General features: G+C 73.0%; 17 protein-coding genes and 1 pseudogene. 1 reads left to right on the forward strand and 17 read right to left on the reverse strand.

Annotated elements, in window-relative coordinates:
* Nucleotides 1-60: 60 nt before the first annotated feature.
* From IF129_RS24010 to proS, 12 genes and pseudogenes are all read right to left on the reverse strand, one after another.
* Complete coding sequence (locus IF129_RS24010) at nucleotides 61-384, reverse strand: DUF2469 domain-containing protein (protein ID WP_191211910.1); 324 nt, start codon at nucleotides 382-384, stop codon at nucleotides 61-63.
* A 34-nt stretch (nucleotides 385-418) separates the two neighbouring features.
* Complete coding sequence (lepB, locus tag IF129_RS24015) at nucleotides 419-1150, reverse strand: signal peptidase I (RefSeq protein WP_191211911.1); 732 nt, start codon at nucleotides 1148-1150, stop codon at nucleotides 419-421.
* A gap of 125 nt (nucleotides 1151-1275) precedes the next feature.
* Nucleotides 1276-2202, reverse strand: a complete 927-nt coding sequence (gene lepB / locus IF129_RS24020; protein ID WP_191211912.1) for a signal peptidase I — start codon at nucleotides 2200-2202, stop codon at nucleotides 1276-1278.
* Nucleotides 2203-2470: 268 nt separating this feature from the next.
* Nucleotides 2471-3166, reverse strand: a pseudogene (gene lepB / locus IF129_RS27125) (signal peptidase I); the annotation flags it as partial.
* On the reverse strand, nucleotides 3159-3869 hold the full coding sequence (gene lepB, locus IF129_RS24030; RefSeq protein ID WP_191211913.1) for a signal peptidase I: 711 nt from the start codon (nucleotides 3867-3869) through the stop codon (nucleotides 3159-3161). The gene lepB (IF129_RS24030) and the pseudogene lepB (IF129_RS27125), both read right to left, overlap by 8 nt.
* Nucleotides 3870-4019: 150 nt before the next feature.
* Nucleotides 4020-4370 (reverse strand): 50S ribosomal protein L19, encoded by a 351-nt coding sequence (gene rplS, locus IF129_RS24035; protein WP_191211914.1) that lies wholly within the window; start codon nucleotides 4368-4370, stop codon nucleotides 4020-4022.
* 130 nt (nucleotides 4371-4500) lie between these two features.
* Entirely contained in the window at nucleotides 4501-5310 is an 810-nt protein-coding gene (trmD, locus tag IF129_RS24040; RefSeq protein WP_191211915.1) for a tRNA (guanosine(37)-N1)-methyltransferase TrmD, read from the reverse strand.
* A complete protein-coding gene (gene rimM / locus IF129_RS24045) occupies nucleotides 5307-5867 on the reverse strand; it encodes a ribosome maturation factor RimM (protein WP_191211916.1) in 561 nt (186 codons plus the stop codon). The genes trmD and rimM overlap by 4 nt, the downstream gene beginning before the upstream one ends.
* 130 nt (nucleotides 5868-5997) lie before the next feature.
* A complete protein-coding gene (locus tag IF129_RS24050) occupies nucleotides 5998-6237 on the reverse strand; it encodes an RNA-binding protein (RefSeq protein WP_191211917.1) in 240 nt (79 codons plus the stop codon).
* A 2-nt stretch (nucleotides 6238-6239) separates the two neighbouring features.
* A complete protein-coding gene (gene rpsP, locus IF129_RS24055) occupies nucleotides 6240-6686 on the reverse strand; it encodes a 30S ribosomal protein S16 (RefSeq protein ID WP_191211918.1) in 447 nt (148 codons plus the stop codon).
* Nucleotides 6687-7034: 348 nt separating this feature from the next.
* Nucleotides 7035-7625: a hypothetical protein gene (locus IF129_RS24060; RefSeq protein WP_191211919.1), complete on the reverse strand. Its 591-nt coding sequence runs from the start codon at nucleotides 7623-7625 to the stop codon at nucleotides 7035-7037.
* 224 nt (nucleotides 7626-7849) lie between these two features.
* On the reverse strand, nucleotides 7850-9265 hold the full coding sequence (gene proS / locus IF129_RS24065; protein ID WP_191211920.1) for a proline--tRNA ligase: 1416 nt from the start codon (nucleotides 9263-9265) through the stop codon (nucleotides 7850-7852).
* A 265-nt stretch (nucleotides 9266-9530) separates the two neighbouring features.
* On the opposite strand from proS, the gene IF129_RS24070 reads away from it, so the two are divergent.
* On the forward strand, nucleotides 9531-10325 hold the full coding sequence (locus IF129_RS24070) for an SAM-dependent methyltransferase (RefSeq protein WP_191211921.1): 795 nt from the start codon (nucleotides 9531-9533) through the stop codon (nucleotides 10323-10325).
* A 91-nt stretch (nucleotides 10326-10416) separates the two neighbouring features.
* Here the strand turns inward: IF129_RS24070 and ffh are convergent, their stop codons facing one another.
* The 5 genes from ffh to nsdA all read right to left on the reverse strand — a co-directional run bounded on the left by ffh (nucleotide 10417) and on the right by nsdA (nucleotide 18207).
* Nucleotides 10417-11982 (reverse strand): signal recognition particle protein, encoded by a 1566-nt coding sequence (ffh, locus tag IF129_RS24075; RefSeq protein WP_191211922.1) that lies wholly within the window; start codon nucleotides 11980-11982, stop codon nucleotides 10417-10419.
* A gap of 193 nt (nucleotides 11983-12175) precedes the next feature.
* Nucleotides 12176-14620 carry a [protein-PII] uridylyltransferase gene (locus IF129_RS24080; RefSeq protein ID WP_191211923.1) on the reverse strand — a complete coding sequence of 815 codons (2445 nt, stop codon included), beginning with the start codon at nucleotides 14618-14620 and terminating at the stop codon, nucleotides 12176-12178.
* An 87-nt stretch (nucleotides 14621-14707) separates the two neighbouring features.
* On the reverse strand, nucleotides 14708-15046 hold the full coding sequence (locus IF129_RS24085; RefSeq protein WP_191211924.1) for a P-II family nitrogen regulator: 339 nt from the start codon (nucleotides 15044-15046) through the stop codon (nucleotides 14708-14710).
* Entirely contained in the window at nucleotides 15043-16329 is a 1287-nt protein-coding gene (locus tag IF129_RS24090; RefSeq protein WP_191211925.1) for an ammonium transporter, read from the reverse strand. The genes IF129_RS24085 and IF129_RS24090 overlap by 4 nt, the downstream gene beginning before the upstream one ends.
* 366 nt (nucleotides 16330-16695) lie before the next feature.
* Nucleotides 16696-18207: a transcriptional repressor NsdA gene (gene nsdA, locus IF129_RS24095; protein ID WP_191211926.1), complete on the reverse strand. Its 1512-nt coding sequence runs from the start codon at nucleotides 18205-18207 to the stop codon at nucleotides 16696-16698.
* Nucleotides 18208-18445 lie beyond the last annotated feature (238 nt).

The following is an 18445-nucleotide window of genomic DNA, read 5'->3' on the forward strand; positions in this document are numbered from 1 at the left end:
CAGCACGCGAGCGCCCGGCGGCGCGGCACGGAGACGTGGCCGGGCGGGGCGGGAAGAGCGTCAGCCGCTGAAGCCGGAGTCCTCCGGCACGTTGAGGTCGCTCTTGTTGAGCTCCTCGATGTTGACGTCCTTGAACGTCAGGACGCGGACCTGCTTCACGAACCGCGCCGGCCGGTACATGTCCCAGACCCAGGCGTCGGCCATGGACACCTCGAAGAAGACCTCGCCCTGGACGGAGTGCACCTGCATCTCGTAGTCGTTCGTGAGGTAGAACCGGCGCTCGGTCTCGATCACGTACTTGAACAGGCCGACGACGTCCTTGTACTCCCGGTAGAGCTTCAGCTCCATCTCGGTCTCGTACTTCTCGAGGTCCTCGGCGCTCATGGATTCCCCTTCAGCTGCGTCCCCCCATTGTGCGTCAGTGCCGCGTGCGCCGTCCGGCCCGCCGCGCGATCGGGGCACCCGCGGCCCCGCCGAGCACCAGGAGGGCGCCCGCCCCGGCGGCCCACAGCAGCACCGGGAGGGGTCCCGGCTCGGAGACGCCGCCGGGCAGCGCCGCGAAGCCGTCCGGACGGGGCAGGGAGCCGGCGTCCGCGAGCGGCCACACGGTGGCGTCGACGCGGGCGACCACGGCACCGCGCGGCACGGCGCCGTCCGCCTCGCCCGCCAGCTGGCTACGGGAGTCGACGGAGTGGCTTCGGTGATCGCCCAGCAGGAAGATCCGCCCCTCCGGCACGGTGGCCCGGAAGTCGGAGCCCGAGGCGTCCCCCGACGGCCCGAGGTAGCGCTCGGTCACCGTCTCGCCGTTCACGGTCAGGCGCCCTTCGGCGTCGCAGCAGGCCACCGTGTCGCCACCGACGCCGACGACCCGCTTCACCATGGGCAGGTCGCCCCACAGCGGGTCCTCGAAGACCACCACGTCCCCCCGGCGGACGTCGTCCCCGTCGACCCGCTCGGCGAGCACGCGCTCCCCCGCGCGGATCGTGGGCGCCATCGAGTCCGTCGGCACCGCGTAGGGGCGGTACAGCAGGGCCGCCCAGGCGAACGCGCCGACGAAGAGCACGGCCCCGACGGCCACCGCGACGTTGGCCAGCGTGGCGCCGGTGCGGCGGCGGGCGGCCGTTCGACCGTTCGTGGTTGCCGTGGTCATGACGGCACCCTACCTGCGGCGCCGGGGCGGGTGTCCGCGCGTCCGGACCCTGCCGGAGTGACCGCCCGTGCCCCGCACCGGACACGGGCGGGGCACGGGCCGGACGGACGCCGGGCGGGCGGACGTCAGGGGCGGGGGCGCCGACGGATCAGTGCGACGGGAAGGAGCGCGGCCACGGCCAGCGCGGTGGGGGCCCCGGCTGCCAGCCGGTCGTACACCTCCGGCACCGACAGGGCGCCCCAGCGGTCGACTGGCCAGGCGCGCACGAGGGCACGGCCGACGACCTTGTCCTCGGGCACGGCACCACCCGAGGGGCCGTCCACGTGGTAGCGGGAGTCCAGCGACTCCTGCCGGTGGTCACCCAGCACCCACACGTGGTCCTCGGGGACGGTCAGCGGGCCGAACGGCTTGTCCCCGCACGGGGTGTTCCCGGGGAAGAGGTACGCGGACTCGTCCAGCGCCTCGCCGTTGACCTTGACCTGCCCGTTCTGGCGGCACTCCACGGTGTCGCCCTCGACGCCGACGACGCGCTTGATCAGGTTCTGCTGGTCGGCCGAGGGCATCAGCCCGATGAAGCTGAGAACCTCCTGCACGGCGTTCGGCTCGGGCGGCGGGGTGTCCAGCCAGCCGCCCGGGTCCTCGAAGACGACGACCTCGCCGCGCTCGGGCTCGGCACCGAACCACGGCGTCAGCTTGTCCACCAGGACCCGGTCGCCGCGCTGCAGGGTGTTCTGCATGGAGTCGGAGGGGATGGAGAAGGCCTGCAGCAGGAAGGACTTGATCAACAGGGCGAGCACGAGGGCGATGCCGACCAGGAGCGGCAGCTCCTTCCAGAACGAGCGCTGCTGCCTGCTGCCGCGCCGACCCGTGCCCCCGTCGTCGCCGTCACCGGCCGCAGCGGCTCCGGGGGCTCCGGGGGCTCCGGGGGCTCCGGGGGCTCCGGGGGCGGTGTCGCCACCGGGACCGGAACGTTCGTCGTTGCGCCCCTCGGGCTGCTCCTCCGGCTCGTCCCCACCGGACCCCGACCGGGCGCCGACCGCGACGTTCCCCACGTTCTCTCCTAACGCTGTGCCACCGCCTGCCCGTCAAGCGGCGCAGGCCCGCCACTCCCATAACGAGCGTGAGTTCCGCAGGGAGCGGTACCGGCGTGATTTCGTGTGCTGGCCGCGGTCCCCCGGAGGCCGCCTCGGCCGGTGCGGGAGCACCGGGCTCCGGTACCGAAGCGTACGTGCCCGGCTCCTCCAGACGTGCCCAATGGGAGAAGGGCCATGCGATGACGACCGCCTTCCCGACGACGAGGTCCTGGGGGATGGTGCCCTCGCCCGGGTCGTCGAGGTGGAACCGGGAGTCGGCGGAGTTGGACCGGTGGTCGCCCATGACGAAGAGGCGGTCCTCGGGGACGGCCACGTCGAAGGGGATCTCCGACGGCTTGTTGTCCGGGTGCAGGTACGGCTCGTTCAGCGGTGTTCCGTTGACCGTGATGCGGTCGTTCTCGTCGCAGCACACGACACGGTCGCCGCCGACCGCGATGACGCGCTTGATCAGATCCTGCTCGTCCGCGGAGGGCAGCAGGCCGATGAAGGTCAGGAAGGACTTGACCTGCTTGACGCCGATGGGGTCGTCGGAGGGCGGCGGTTGCGCCTGGCCCTCCAGCCAGCCGCCCGGGTCCTCGAAGACGACCACGTCGCCGCGCTCGGGCTCGGCACCGAACCAGGGCGTCAGCTTGTCCACCAGCACCCGGTCGTCGATCCGGATGGTCTGCTCCATCGAACCGGAGGGGATGACGAAGGCCTGGACGAGGAAGGTCTTCAACACGAGGGCGATGACCAGCGCCACCCCGAGCAGGAGGGGGATCTCCTTGGTGGCCGAGAGCCGCCGCCGGCGTCTGACGCGCCGCGCCGCCCGGCGCCGGGCCGCACGCCCCTCGCCCGGCGGAGGGCCCTCCCCCGCGACGGGGGCCGCCGCGTCCACGGGCGGTTCGGAGGCGGCGGGACGGGGCCGCCCGCGCCTACCCATGCCCGTTCCGCAGGGCGGACCAGCGCGAGGGGGGCCAGCCGGTCCACTCCACCCGGCCGATGACGTCCTCCACCGGGACGGTGCCGCCCCCAGGGCGGCCGAGGTGGTCGCGGGAGTCCCGCGAGGCGGCGCGGTGGTCGCCCATGACCCACAGCCGCCCCTCGGCCACCACGATGTCGAACGGAACGGCCGAGGCCCGCTCGGGGCCTCCCTCGGGGTGCAGGTAGTCCTCGGTCAGCGGCTCCCCGTTCACCTCGATCCTCCCCTGCTCGTCGCAGCACGTCACCCGGTCGCCGCCGACGCCGACCACGCGCTTGACGAAGTCGTTGCCCGGCGGCTCGCCCACGCCCACCGCCGCGACGGTGGTGCGCAGAACGCGGGCGAGCGGATGCTCACCCGTGCCGTCGGCTGCGAACGTACCCGTTCCGTCGAAGACCACAACGTCTCCACGCTCCGGATGGTTGCCGAAACGGTACGCCAGCTTGTTCACGAGCACGCGGTCCTCCACGCGGAGCGTCGGTTCCATGGAACCGCTGGCGATCCGGTAGGGCTGTACCGCGAAGGCGTTGACCAGAAGAAACAACACCAGGGCCACAGCCGCCCACAGGGCCGACCGCCGAAGGCCGAAGCGGCGTGCCGGGGCGGCCGCGGGGGTCGGACCCGGCGCCGGGTCCGACTCGTCGGGGGCAGGGGTGTCCGTCATGGGCCCGCTTCCGTGCGCGTCGCGCCCGGTGGCCGGGCGGACGGTCTGTCACCGGACGCAGAGCCTAACCGTCCGGCCTTGCCTACGACGCGGCGGCCGGACCGCATCCGAGGATGGGGTCCGGCCGCCGATGACGTGGAGCGCGACGACTCAGCGCTCGCGCTTCTCCTTGATCTTCGCCGCCTTGCCGCGCAGCTCGCGCAGGTAGTACAGCTTTGCACGACGCACCTGGCCGCGCGTGACGACGTCGATCTTCTCCACGACCGGGGTGTGCACGGGGAAGGTGCGCTCGACGCCGACGCCGTAGCTCACCTTGCGGACCGTGAAGGTCTCCCGCAGGCCGGAGCCCTGGCGGCGGATGACGACGCCCTTGAACTGCTGGACACGCGAGCGGCTGCCCTCGATGACGCGGACGTGGACGTCGACGGTGTCACCCGGGCGGAAGGCCGGGATGTCGTCGCGCAGGGATGCTGCGTCGACGCTGTCGAGGAGCTGGGACATGTGGGTCTGCTTTCTTCGCCGGTGCCACAGGTCAACGGCGGAAACGGTGATGGATGTTCGGCTGGCGGGCCGGGGCGGGCGTCTGTCCCCCTGTGGCAGGGTCGCGCGCCGTGGCCTTGAGACCAGCGGCTCATTCTTCCACGGGCTCCCCGGAGCGCCCAAATCGGCCGTCGGGGCGCAGCTCCCAGCCGAGTTCCGCCAGGAGTGCGCGGTCCTGCCGGTCGAGGGCCCGGGGGTCGCAACGCCGGAGGAGGTCGGGGCGGTGCGCGGCCGTGCGCGTCAACGCCTGGTCGCGGCGCCAGCGGGCGATCCGGCCGTGGTGCCCGCTGACGAGTACCTCGGGGATCTCCCGCCCACGCCAGCTGGGCGGCTTGGTGTAGACCGGGCCTTCGAGCAGGTCCGCCATGGCGCCCGGGGCGAAGGAGTCGTCGCGGTGGGACTCCGCGTTGCCGAGGACGCCGGGCAGCAGTCGTGCCACGGCCTCCACCATCACCAGGACGGGCGCCTCTCCCCCTGCGAGGACGTAGTCCCCGATGGAGACCTCGCGGACGTCGTGGCGCTCGCCGTACTCCTCGACGACGCGCCGGTCGATGCCCTCGTAGCGCGCCGGCGTGAAGACCAGCCAGTCGCGGCCCGCCAGCTCGGCGGCCAGTTCCTGGGTGAAGGGCCGCCCGCTGGGCGTGGGGACGACGATGACGGGTTCGCCGTCACCCGACGCGGTGATCTCGTCCAGTGCCTCGCCCCAGGGCTCGGGCTTCATCACCATGCCCGGACCACCGCCGTACGGCGTGTCGTCCACGGTGTGGTGACGGTCGTGCGTCCAGCCCCGCAGGTCGTGCACCCGCACGTCGAGTTGGCCCCGGGCCCGTGCCTTGCCGACGAGGGAGACCTCCAGGGGCGCGAGGTACTCGGGGAAGATCGTGACGACGTCGAGCCTCACCGCGATCCGCTCCCGCCCGGCTCCCCGCCGCGTTCGTCCTCGCCCTCGGGCTCGCCCAGCAGGCCGGGCGGGGGGTCGATGACGGCCCGCTGCTCCGCCAGGTCGATCTCCGGGACGATCTCGGCGACGAACGGGATCAGCACCTCGCCCCCGTCCGGTCGCCTGACCACGAGGAGGTCCTGCGCGGGCAGGTGCGCGATCTCGCTGATCCGCCCGATCTCCTCACCCTCACGCGTGACCACGTCCAGGTCGATCAGCTGATGGTCGTAGAACTCCTCCGGGTCCTCCGGGACCTCCTCCGGATCGACCTCGGCGATGAGGAGCGTGTTGCGCAGCGCCTCGGCGGCCGTCCGGTCGGCGACGCCCGCGAAGCGCAGGAGCAGCCGACCGCTGTGGACGCGGCCGCTGTCGATCGTGAGGGGGCCGACGGCGGCCGGTTCGGTGGCGAGCACCGCCCCGGGGCCGAGCCGGAGCTCGGGCTCGTCGGTGCGGACCTCGACGGTGACCTCGCCCTTGATGCCGTGGGCGCGGCCGATCCGCGCGACTACCAGCTGCACGTGCTGTTCCTTCTCCTGCCCGGTCGGGCCCGGGCGCCGGTCGATGCTCGGGCCGGTCCAGCACCGGCTCGGGCCGGGAACGGCCGAGCCGTTCCCGGCCCGAGCCGGTGCTGTGTGGGAGCCGTGCGTGTCAGTGCACGGCGTCCACGTCGACGAGGTCGACGCGGATGCCACGGCCCCCGATCGCTCCCACGACGGTGCGCAGGGAGCGGGCGGTGCGGCCGTTGCGGCCGATCACCTTGCCGAGGTCGTCGGGGTGGACCCGGACCTCCAGGACCCGGCCGCGGCGCAGGGTGCGGGATGCGACCTGCACCTCGTCCGGATGCTCGACGATGCCCTTGACCAGATGTTCGAGGGCCTCCTCCAGCATGCTCAGGCCTCGGTGGTCTCGGCGGAGGCCGCGGCCTCGGCGTCGGCACCCTTGTCGGCCTTGTCGGCCTTCTTCGCCTTCGGGGTGATCGCCTCGCCCTTGGGCTCGTCGGCGGACTCCTTGGCGGCGGCCTCGAACAGGGCCTTCTTGTCGGCCTTCGGCTCGGCGACCTTCATCGGCTCCGGAGCGGGCAGGCCCTTGAACTTCTGCCAGTCACCGGTGACCTTGAGGATGGCCATGACGGGCTCGGTCGGCTGCGCGCCGACACCGAGCCAGTACTGCGCGCGCTCGCTGTCGACCTCGATGCGGGACGGGTTCTGCACCGGGTGGTACAGGCCGATCTCCTCGATGGCGCGGCCGTCACGGCGGGTGCGCGAGTCGGCGACGATGATGCGGTAGTGAGGCGAACGGATCTTGCCCAGACGCTTCAGCTTGATCTTGACTGCCACGGGTGTGGTGTCTCCTGGTCTTGACGTGGGTGGGTCACTGCGGGACCACCGCGTGGGGTTGCGGCACCCGGGTGCCCGGTGGACGCGTCAGCCGAGGGAGAGAGGGTCCGGACGGCTGTCGAGTACAGCCGTCCATTCTGCCACAGCGCCGGGCCGCCGGCCGACGGGGGTGTGGGGGCACCCCGGTCGGTGCAGCGCGCTGCGATACGGGCCCGGCAGGCCGGGTACGGGTGGGTGGGATCCACCGGCGAACGGGTCAGGGACGGTGCCGGCAGTCGAGGGGGGTCTGCCGTCCGCGGGCCGCTCGTGCCGTCGGCGGGATCGCCGTGGGGCGTCGGTGCGGTCTGGTCAGCCCACGGCCATCACCTCGGGGATGCGGAACTGCTTGCCGCAGGCTCCGCACATGATGGGCGCCTGGGCCAGCACCGACGGCACGACGCGGACGTTGCGCCCGCAGTCGCAGACGGCCTTGACACGGACACCGCCCCCGGAGGAACCGTGCCGCGCGGCGGGGCCGCGGAACGAACTGGCGGTGTCGGTCCGGGTGGCCGCCGTGTGGGCCCGCAGTGCGCGCTGGAGCCGCTCGGCCGTCGTCCGGTACCGCTTGCGGGCCTCCGGCGTCAGGGAGACGAGTGAGAACCCGCTGCTCGGATGCGGTTCGTCGGCGTGCTCCAGGCCCATCTCCTCGGCGATCGCCAGGAAACGGCGGTTGTGGTAGCGGCCGGCGCGCGAGGTGTCACGGACACCGCGCGCGGCGGCAACACCGTGGACGGCCTCGTGCAGCAGCCGTTCGAAGGAGAGCTCCGCGCCGCAGGCGGAGGAGGACTCTCCGATCAGGGATTCGGGTGCGGCCAGGTCTGGCAGCTCCGGGTGGCGACGCTGAATGTCGGCCCACGCGGACGCCAGCTCGGCGGCGAGAACTGGTGGTGTCGTGCTCACGTCGTGAACAACGAGCCGGAACCACCGAGTGTTCCGATTACGGGGCCATTCCCAATAATTTGCACGTACCAGTCAGTTCTGTGCGTGCGATGGTCCCGGACGCGCGGACCCGGACGCGACCGCCCACCCGGGCGCCCGGTACCGGCCGGGGCGTGCCGGCCGTGGCCCGCCGGCCTGCGAGGCGCCCGCCCGCCGAGGAGCGGACGCGTCGCAGGCCGACCGCCTCAGTAGGAACGGGCGACGAGGGCCAGCGTGCCGGGGACATCGTCGCCGTCCGGCACCGAACCGTCCTCGAGGTGCAGGCAGCGGACCGTCAACGCCTGCTCCGCCAGCCGCGCCTCGCCCTCGGGGCCCAGCTCGGACCACGGCATCCGCGCCCAGCCACCGGCGAGCGCCACCTCGGCCGCCTCCTGCTCGGTGCGGACGTCACTGGTGTTCGCCTCGCGGCGCTCCCGGGATTCCCGCAGAAGCTGCGCCTGGTCGTCCTCCAGAACCTTCGGCAGCAGCTCGGCCAGGGCGTCGAGGCGGACGGGCTCCTTGCCCCCGGGGATGCGCCGGGCCAGCATCGCGGTGCCGTTCTCCAGGTCGCGCGGGCCGATCTCGATGCGGACCGGGACGCCCTTGAGCTCCCAGTCCACCGCACGGCGCCCGAACGGCGCGTCGGTGCGGTCGTCGACCTGCACCCGGACCCCGGCGGCCGCCAGCCGGTCGCCGACCTCGCGGACCGTGGCGAGCACCGCGTCGTCCCCCTTGATCGCGAGGACGACGGCCTGGACGTGCGCCAGCCTCGGGGGCACCCGCAGCCCGTTGTCGTCGCCGTGGCTCATGATCAGGCCGCCGACCATGCGCGTCGAGACGCCCCACGACGTCTGCCAGACCAGCCGCTGCTCGCCGTCCTTGGACAGGTACGTGGTGTCGAACGCCTTCGCGAAGTTCTGGCCCAGCTCGTGGCTGGTGCCCATCTGCAGGGCTTTCCCGTCCCGCATCATGCCTTCGAGCGTGAGGGTGTTGATCGCACCGGCGAAACGCTCCCGGGCGGTCTTGCGGCCGACGGCCACGTCGATGCCGAGGACGTTCACGATGAAGTCGCGGTAGACCTCGCGGTGGATCAGCGCGGCGTAGTCGCGGGCGTCCTCGTAGGTGGCGTGCGCCGTGTGGCCCTCCTGCCAGAGGAACTCACTCGTTCGGAGGAAGACCCGCGGACGCATTTCCCAGCGGACGACGTTCGCCCACTGGTTGATGAGAAGCGGCAGGTCTCGGTAGCTCTGGACCCACTTCGAGAAGTACTCGTTGATGATCGTCTCGGACGTGGGCCGGACGACGACGGGTTCGTCCAGCTCCTTGCCGCCCCCGTGCGTCACGACGGCCAGCTCCGGAGCGAAGCCCTCGACGTGTTCGGCCTCGCGCGTCAGGTACGACTGCGGGATGAACATCGGGAAATAGGCGTTCTCGGCGCCGGCGGCCTTGATCCGCAGGTCGACCTCGCGCTGCATGCGCTCCCAGAGCCCGTACCCGTACGGTCGGATGACCATGGTGCCGCGCACCGGGCCGTTGTCGGCCAGTTCGGCCTTGTTGATCACGTCCTGGTACCAGCGCGGGAAGTCGTCCGCCTGGGGGGTGAGTACGGGAGCCTTTGCCATGGCGCGCATGTTACGGCGGGGTGCGGACAAAGCGTGAATCGGAGGGGCCCGCGCACCTGCGGAACGGCCGAAAGTTCAGCCCTCCGTCCGCCATGTCCACTGGACGCCGGGAGCGATCGGCAGTTCCCTGGCATAGGGCGCGCGCTCCCGCGCACACCCAGGGAGCACCGCACCACCCGGGGGCCGGTGCACGCCGCGCGGCACAGCGTGGGTGACAGACGAACACGGCACAGACGGACACGCGGACCGGATAGGGGCGCCTGTGATGACAGCGACGTTCATGCCTCAGCACCTGCCACGCGCCGCCCGCGACTGGGCGGAGATCCAGGAGCGGATGCTCGTTCCGCTCTACGAGGCGGTGTACGACCGCCTGGAGGTCGGCCCGCACACCCGGCTGCTGGGCCTGGGGTGCGGTTCCGGACTCGCCCTGCTGCTCGCGGCGGGCCGGGGCGCCGAGGTCACCGGCATGGACACGGACGAGCACCGGCTGTCCCTCGCCCGGGCCCGGCTCCTCGCCGAGCCCCAGTGGGGCGCACGGACGTACCCGGTGCGGCTGGCACTCGGCAGCCCGACGAGCCGGACGGCACCCGAGGGCGCTCCGCACAACCTCGTCACGGCCTTCGACTCCCGGCCCGGCGCGGCGACGCTGGCCGCAGCGGCCCGACACGCCGACCGGGGCAGCGCCGTGGTGCTGGCCGACTGGGGACCGGCGGAGCGCTGCGCGGCCACGCCCGCGCTGCGGATCGCCACCCGGCTGGCCGAGCCGCAGACCCGCGCCTCGGGCTGGCAGCCGCGCGGCCGCGACGACCTGGAGAACCTGGCCCGGCAGGCCGGACTGCGGCCGGACGGCTCGGGCCGGGTGTCCTGCCCGTTCGGCTACGCGGACCTGGACAGCGCCGTGCGCGGCCTGCTGTCGACCGGGTTCTACGCGGCGGCCGTGCGGGCCACCGACGAGGTGCAGGTCAGCAAGGAGCTGACGGAGGCGCTGCACCCGCACGTGCGCCCCGACGGGACGGTGTGGCTCCCGAACCTCTTCCGGTACGTCATCACGCGGGTCTGAGCGCGCGGCGCGCCACCGGGCGGCGGACAGCGGGCCGGACACCGCGGCCCGGCCCCCTCCCGTCTCACCCGGACGGACCAGCCGCCCACCGTCACTTCGGCGGCAGCAGGTCCCGGAACTCCTTGGGCAGCTCGAAGTCCTCCGGCGCCTGGCCGGCGCCGGGCAGACCGAAGGCACCGCCGTTCCCGTCGCCCTCGCGCCGGGCGGCCGCGGCCTGCTCCTCCTGGCGGCGCTTCATCGGGTTGCCCGACTGGCGCTTGCCCTTGCCCTTCTTCTGCTGCTTGGCCTTCTTCTTGGCACCGCCCCCCATGCCGGGCATCCCCGGCATGCCCGGCATCCCGGGCATCCCGCCGCCCTGGGCCATGCGGGACATCATCTTGCGGGCCTCGAAGAACCGCTCCACCAGGTTCTTCACGGCGCTGACGTCCACGCCCGAGCCACGGGCGATACGGGCCCGGCGGGAGCCGTTGATGATCGTGGGGTCGTGGCGCTCACCGGGCGTCATCGACTTGATGATGGCGGCGGTCCGGTCGACGTCCCGCTCGTCGAGGTTGTTGATCTGGTCCTTCATCTGGCCCATCCCCGGCATCATGCCGAGCAGCTTGGAGATCGAGCCCATCTTGCGGACCTGCTCCATCTGGGACAGGAAGTCGTCGAGGGTGAACTCCTTGGGGCCCTTCGCCAGCTTGGCGGCCATCTTCTCGGCCTCTTGCTGGCTGAAGGTCTGTTCGGCCTTCTCGATGAGGCTGAGCACGTCCCCCATCCCGAGGATGCGGGAGGCCATCCGGTCCGGGTGGAAGGCGTCGAAGTCGTCCAGCTTCTCGCCGTTGGACGCGAACATGATCTGCCGGCCGGTGACCTGCGCGATGGACAGCGCCGCACCACCGCGGGCGTCACCGTCGAGCTTGGACAGCACGACGCCGTCGAACCCGACGCCGTCGCGGAAGGCCTCGGCGGTGTGGACGGCGTCCTGGCCGATCATCGCGTCGACGACGAACAGCGTCTCGTCGGGCCGCACCGCGTCCCGGATGTCCGCCGCCTGTTGCATCATCTCCTGGTCGATGCCCAGGCGACCGGCGGTGTCCACCACGACGACGTCGTGCTGCTTGGTCCGCGCGTACGCGATGGAGTCCTGGGCGACCTGTACCGGATTCCCGACGCCGTTGCCCGGCTCGGGGGCGTAGACGCCCACCCCGGCCCGCTCGGCCACGACCGTGAGCTGGCCGACGGCGTTGGGCCGCTGGAGGTCACAGGCGACGAGCAGCGGCGTGTGGCCCTTGCCCTTGAGCCACCGGCCGAGCTTTCCCGCCAGTGTCGTCTTACCGGCACCCTGGAGGCCGGCGAGCATGATGACCGTCGGGCCCTGCTTGGCGAAGCGCAGCTGACGGGTCTCGCCGCCGAGGATGCCCACCAGTTCCTCGTTGACGATCTTGATGACCTGCTGCGCGGGGTTGAGCGCCTTGGAGACCTCGGCCCCCTGAGCCCGCTCCTTGACCTGCTTGATGAAGGCCCGTACGACGGGCAGCGCGACGTCGGCCTCCAGCAGGGCGATGCGGATCTCGCGCGCCGTGGCGTCGATGTCCTCCTGGCTCAGGCGGCCCTTGCCCCTGAGGTTCTTGAAGGTTGCTGCGAGGCGATCGGAAAGAGTGTCGAACACGGCGGTCGCGAATCCTCACGTACATCGGTGCCGGCGGTCAGTCGTGCCGCGGTGTCCCGGTCGGCTGTGCACCGGCGGGGGCGTCGCGACACGCACCGACCAAGGGTATCCGCACCGCACGGCGGCGGTCAGCCGCCTGTGGACAGCTGCGCGGCCGAGCGGGGCGCGCGCCGCCCCGCCGGGCCGCCCCTCCTCAGCCGCCGAGCGAGTCCTGCACCGCGCGGGCCAGCTCCTCGGCGGCGGGCCGCGGCAGCGGCGCGCCCGTGCCGTCGGTGACGTAGAACGCGTCCACGGCGTTGGCGCCCAGCGTGCTGACGTGGGCACTGCGCACGGTGACGCCCGCCTCCTCCAGGGCCCGGCCGATGCGGTGCAGCAGCCCCGACGCGTCCTGGGCCCGCACCTCGATGACGGTGGCCCGCGCGGAACCGTCCGGGGCGACGGTGACGCGCGGCGGCGGGGCCTGCAGGCCACGACGCCGACCCCGGTAGGCCTTCTCCCGCTCGACGAGCCTGGCGGCCACGTCCAGGGTGCCCTCCAGGGCCCGGCGGATGTCCGCGCGCAGCCGGTCGGCGGCGGGCAGGGAGCCGTACTCGGCGGCGACCCGCCAGGTCAGCAGGAGCACCGGGCCCTCCCCCACCGGGTCGGCCCGGGTCAGCTCCGCGGCCCGTACCGTCAGCCGGTGCAGCGCGAGGACGCCGGCCACGGCGGACAGCGCCCGGGGATGTCCGGGCAGGGCGACCAGCAACTCGACGCCGACGGGCTCACCGGCCGCGTCGGCGTCCGGGCCCTCGGGGCGCGTCCGCAGGGTGAGCACCGGGCCGCGGGTGCGCGCCGCCTCGACGGCGAGCCGTTCCGCCTCGGCGCCGAGTTCGGCGGGCTCACCGCCGCCGGCGTGCGGCGGGTCCTCACCGGCCAGGACGGCGGCGGTCCGCCGGGCGAGGTCGGTGACGAGGGCGTCCCGCCAGGCCGACCAGGCCGCGGGCCCGGTGGCCAGCGCGTCGGCCTCGGTCAGGGCGTGCAGCAGTTCCAGGGTGCCGGGGGCGCCGACGGCCTCCGCCACGGCGCCGACGGTCGCCGGGTCGTCCAGGTCCCGGCGGGTCGCCGTCTCCACGAGCAGGAGATGGTGCCGCACGAGCGTGGCCAGGACGTCGGCGTCGGGCGGCGGGAATCCGATGCGCGCCGCCATGTCCCGGGCGATCGTCTCCCCGGCCACCGAATGGTCACCCGGCCAGCCCTTGCCGATGTCGTGCAGGAGCGCGCCGACCAGGAGGAGGTCGGGGCGCTGGACGCGGCGGGTCAGCGCGGACGCCCGCACCGCGGCCTCCACCAGGTGGCGGTCCACGGTCCAGCGGTGCACGGCGTTGCGCTGCGGCCGGCAGCGCACCCGCTCCCAGTCGGGCAGGAGCGCCGTGACCAGCCCCTCGGCCTCCAGCGCCTCCCAGACGGGAACGGCGTCCGGCCCGGCGCCGAGCAGGGTGACGAGGAGTTCGCGAGCCTCGGCGGGCCAGGGCACCGGCAGCGGAGCGGCGTCCCTCGCGAGCCGCCGCGCGGTGGCCAGGGCGAGCGGAAGACCGGCCTGGGCCGCCGCGGCGGCGGCGCGCAGCACCAGGCAGGGGTCGCGGTCGGGGCGGGCGGTGCGGGCCAGGACGACCTCGCCGTCCTGTTCGACGACGCCCTCCGCGAGCGGCGTGCGCTCGGGAGCCTCCCGGCGCGCCTCACGCCGCGTCACCAGGGAGCGCAGGCCCCGTTTCGCGCTGCGCGCCTTCAGCACGCGCCCGACCTCGCGCCAGGTGACGTCCTGGGCGTAGGTGAGTGTGCGTCCGGCCTCGTAGACCTGCCGCAGGAGCGCGTCCGCGCCGTGCACGCCGAGGGCTTCGGCCACCTGGTCCTGGTCCTGGAGGGCGAGCCGGTCGGTGCCCCGGCCGGTGGTCAGGTGGAGTGCGTCCCGGACGTCGAGCAGGGTGCCGCGCGCGGCGGCCAGTCCCTCGCGCGGGGCGTCGGCCAGCCAGGACGCGGCGACGGCACGCAGCGCGGTGGCGTCCCGCAGCCCGCCCCTGGCCTCCTTGAGGTCGGGTTCGAGGAGGTACGGCAGCTCGCCGTGGCGTTCGGCGCGTTCGTGGCCCAGTTCGCGCAGCTCGGGCAGGCGGCGCGGGGCGTGGGCCCGCCACTGGGCGAACTGCTCGGTGCGCAGGACGGCGGTGAGCGCGGCGTCCCCGGCGACGTGCCGGGCGTCGAGCAGGCCGAGCTGAACCTTGAGGTCCTCGGCCGCCGTTCGGCGGGCCTCGGCGGGGGTGCGGACCGCGTGGTCCAGGTCGAGGCCCTGGTCCCACACGGGGTACCAGATCCGGTCGGCGAGGGTGGCGAGCGCGCCCGGGTCCAGCGTGCCGTCGTGCAGGAGCAGCAGGTCCAGGTCGCTGCGGGGCGACAGCTCGCGTCGCCCGTACCCGCCGACCGCGACCAGGGCGACGCCGGCGGGTGCCCCCGCCATGAGGCGGGCCAGCCAGGCGTCGGTGAGGGCGGCGAGCGCCGCGCGGCGCGGCGGCCCGGACCGCGTCCCCCGCAGGAGACGCAGCCGGGCCGCCGCGTAGCCGTCGCCGGGTTCCGTCCTGCCGGTCGTGTCCGTCGTCTCGGCCGTCATGCGGTTCCCCACTCCTGTGGTGTCGTCACTGAGTGTCGGCCCGCCGACGGCGTCGGCGGCGGCGCCGGTGTCCCGGGCGCGGAGGTGTCAGAGCGCGTCCGGGCCGCGCTCGCCGGTGCGGACCCGCACCGCCTGGTCGACGGGTACGCTCCACACCTTCCCGTCGCCGATCTTCCCGGTCCGGGACGCCTTCACGATCACCTCGATGAGCTGGTCCGTGTCGTCGTCCTCAACGAGCACCTCGATGCGGATCTTCGGCACGAGGTCGACGGTGTACTCGGCGCCCCGGTAGACCTCGGTGTGACCGCGCTGCCGCCCGTACCCGCTGGCCTCGGTCACGGTGAGACCGTGCACGCCGAAGGCCTGGAGCGCGTCCTTCACCTCGTCGAGACGGTGCGGCTTGATGACTGCGGTGATCAGCTTCATGCGTCGACCTTCTTACCCTCGGTCTTGCCCTCAGGGGCGTCGGTGGTGGTGTCGGTGGGCGCGACGGCGCCGCGGGCGGAGGAGGTGCCCACCTGGCTGAAGTCGTAGGCGGTCTCCGCGTGGAACGCCTGGTCCACACCGGCCACCTCGTCGTCCTCGTCTGCGCGCAGGCCCATCGTCACATCGACGAGCTTGGCCAGCAGCCACGTCACGACGAAGGTGAAGGCCATGACGGAGAAGGCGCCGAGCGCCTGCTTGCCGAACTGCGCGAGACCGCCGCCCTCGGTCGCGAGGAACCCGACCATCAGGGTGCCGATGAGTCCGCCGACGAGGTGGACGCCGACGACGTCGAGGGAGTCGTCGTAGTTGAGCTTGAACTTCCAGCTGACGGCCCAGGAGCAGACCAGGCCGGCGACGAGACCGATGGCGATGGCGCCGAGCGCGTTGACGGCGGCGCCGGCCGGGGTGATCGCGACGAGACCGGCGATGGCACCGGAGGCGGCGCCCAGCGTGGTGAACGCGCCGTGCTTGACGCGCTCGTACAGCAGCCAGCCGAGAACGGCCGTGGCGGTGGCGACCTGCGTGTTCAGCGCCATGTTGGCGGCGGTGCCGTCGGCGGCGAGGGCGGAGCCGGCGTTGAAGCCGAACCAGCCGAACCACAGCAGTGCGGCGCCCAGCAGGACCAGCGGGAGGCTGTGCGGGCGCATGGGCTCCTTCTTGAAGCCGATGCGCTTGCCGACGACGAGGACGGCCGCGAGGGCGCCGACGCCGGCGTTGATGTGGACGGCCGTGCCGCCCGCGAAGTCGATGACCCCCATGTCGAAGAGCCAGCCGCCCTCGGCCCACACCCAGTGCGCCACCGGGAAGTAGACGACGCTGACCCAGATCGTGATGAAGACCGCCCACGCGCTGAACTTCACGCGGTCGGCGAGCGCACCGCTCATCAGCGCCGGCGTGATCACGGCGAACATCATCTGGAACAGGACGAAGGCGAAGACGGGGATGCCCTCGTCGCCGCCGGTGAGGGTGTCCGCGTCGATGCCCCGCAGACCGACGAACTCCAGGCTGCCGATGATCCCCCCGGAATCAGCGCCGAACGAGAGCGAGTAGCCGAACAGGATGTAGAGCACGCTGACGATGCCGAGCGCGATGAAGCTCATCATCAGCATGTTGAGCGCGCTCTTCACCCGGACCATGCCGCCGTAGAAGAAGGCCAGTCCAGGGGTCATCAGCATGACCAGCGCTGCGCTGATCAGGACGAAAGCGGTATCCGCGCCGTTCAATGTGGACGTCTCCTCGTGTCACGACCCGTGGGGGAGGGCTCTGGGGCTGGGGATGTCCACAGCGTGCTGGCGCGCGGTTTCCTGTGATGCGCCTCGCTGTTTCGCGGCCGTGACGAAGAAGGCGGCTGTGTTACGTCCGGATGAACGGGGGAACCGGCAGGTGCTCACACGCCCGGCGCCGGGCCCCTTACGCGCGGGTACGCCCGTTCGGGTGCGGCCGGGCGGAAACGAGCAGGCCGACCGCGCCCCCGCCCGGGGGACCTGACGTGGAGGAGCCGTGTCGGGTGCTTCGGGGCGGGCACGCGGTCGGCGGTCTTCGGGGGCGCGGCCGGGCGGCGGTGTAGACGACCGCGACCGTCCGGGACGTCAGACGGCGATCGCGGCTTCGGCGGCGGGCAGCTCGCCCGGCAGCCGTTCGGCGAGCGCGGCGATCTCGGCGACGTCCGCGAACTCGCGGCGGGCGCTGCTGGCCGTCTTCCGGATGCGGGTGTTGACCCGTTCCGAGCGCAGCCGCTTCGCGACGTCGATCGCCTGCCCGGTCCGCGCGGCGCACGCGTCCGGCTCCCGGCGCAGCAGATGCACGGTGGCGAGCCCGACCAGGTTGAGGGCGAAGGACCGGTGCGGGCCGTGGCCGACCCGGACGCACTCCTGGCCGAACAGCCGTACCGCCGTCTCCATGGGTTCCAGCGCGAGGGACGCGTAGGTGTGGCTGCGCCCCGCGACGTAGGCGAGGTCGCGGTAGGAGTGCGCGTTCTCCGCGTTCAGCTCGGCCTCGGAGAAGAAGGAGATCCAGTCGGGCTCGGCCTCCTGCGCCGGGTCCGCGTCGGCGAACGTCTCCACGGCGAGCCGGACCGCGCGGTGGCACTGCTTGGGCTGGCCGAGGTTGGCGTGGGCCCGCGCCTCCATCGCGTACAGCATGGCCTGCGTCCGGGCCGTGGCGCCGTCGCGACCGCCGTACTGGGCGAGGTGGATGAGCTCCAACGCGTCGTCGGGCCGGTTCAGGTGGATCATCTGGCGGGCCATGTTCGACAGGACGTAGGAGCCGAACGGGCGGTCGCCGGCCTCCTTGGCCGCGTGCAGGGCCAGCACGAAGTACTTCTGCGCGGTGGGCTGGATGCCGACGTCGTAGCTCATCCAGCCCGCCAGCTCGGCGAGCTGGGCGGTGACGGAGAAGAGCCGGGCCCGCACCGGCTCGGGCCGGCTGTCCTGGAGCAGGTCGGTCACCTCGTGGAGCTGGCCGACCACGGCCTTGCGCCGCAGGCCGCCCCCGCACTGCGCGTCCCAGCCGCGGAACATCCGCGTCGTCTCCTCCAGCAGCTCCAGCTCCGGCCCGGAGAGCGGCAGGCCGCGCCGCTGCCCCTGCTGCGGGGGAACGAAGGCCGTCCCCCCGGCCTCCCCCGCGGCCCCGGGGGTGGGCACCAGCCAGCGCTGCATCGGCTCGATGAGGGCGGGACCGGCCGACATCGCCAGGGACGTGCCGAGGTAGCCGCGCCGCCCCAGCATGAGGTCACTGCGGGAGAACTCGTTGATCATCGCCACCGTCTGGGGGCCGGCCCAGGGCAGGTCGACGCCGGAGGCCGCCGCCGTCTGCCGGGCCTGCCGCAGCCCCAGGTCCTCCACGGAGACGACGCAGCCGAAGCGCTCGGAGAACAGTTCGGACAGGATGCGCGGAATCGGTTCGCGCGGCTGCTCCCCGTCCAGCCAGCGGCGCACGCGCGAGGTGTCCGTGCTGATGTGGTGCGCGCCCATCTCCCGCGCGCGCCGGTTCACCTGCCGGGCCAGCTCGCCCTTGGACCAGCCGCTGCGGACGAACCACGAACGGAGCTGTTCGTTCGGGCGCTTCTCAGCCGAGCCGCCGCTGCCGCCGTTGCCGCCCACTGGAGGCCCCCAATTTCGTGAAGAAGAACGATGCCCGGTCCGTGCCCCCGTCATACCCCGGAACCGCGCCTGCGTGGTCAATGCGTGCACCGAAAGTAATCCTACGATCACCAGGGAGGCGAGGGGGAGACGGGAAACGCCACCATTCGCCACCCCTGCGGCAGACGCTATCCGGGAGCACGCGCGCTTCACTTGGCCTACGCACATCACCACCCGGTCGAGTGAAGCGCGGGCAAGA

Source organism: Streptomyces chumphonensis (assembly GCF_014779715.1).
Taxonomy (GTDB): Bacteria; Actinomycetota; Actinomycetes; order Streptomycetales; family Streptomycetaceae; genus Streptomyces; species Streptomyces chumphonensis.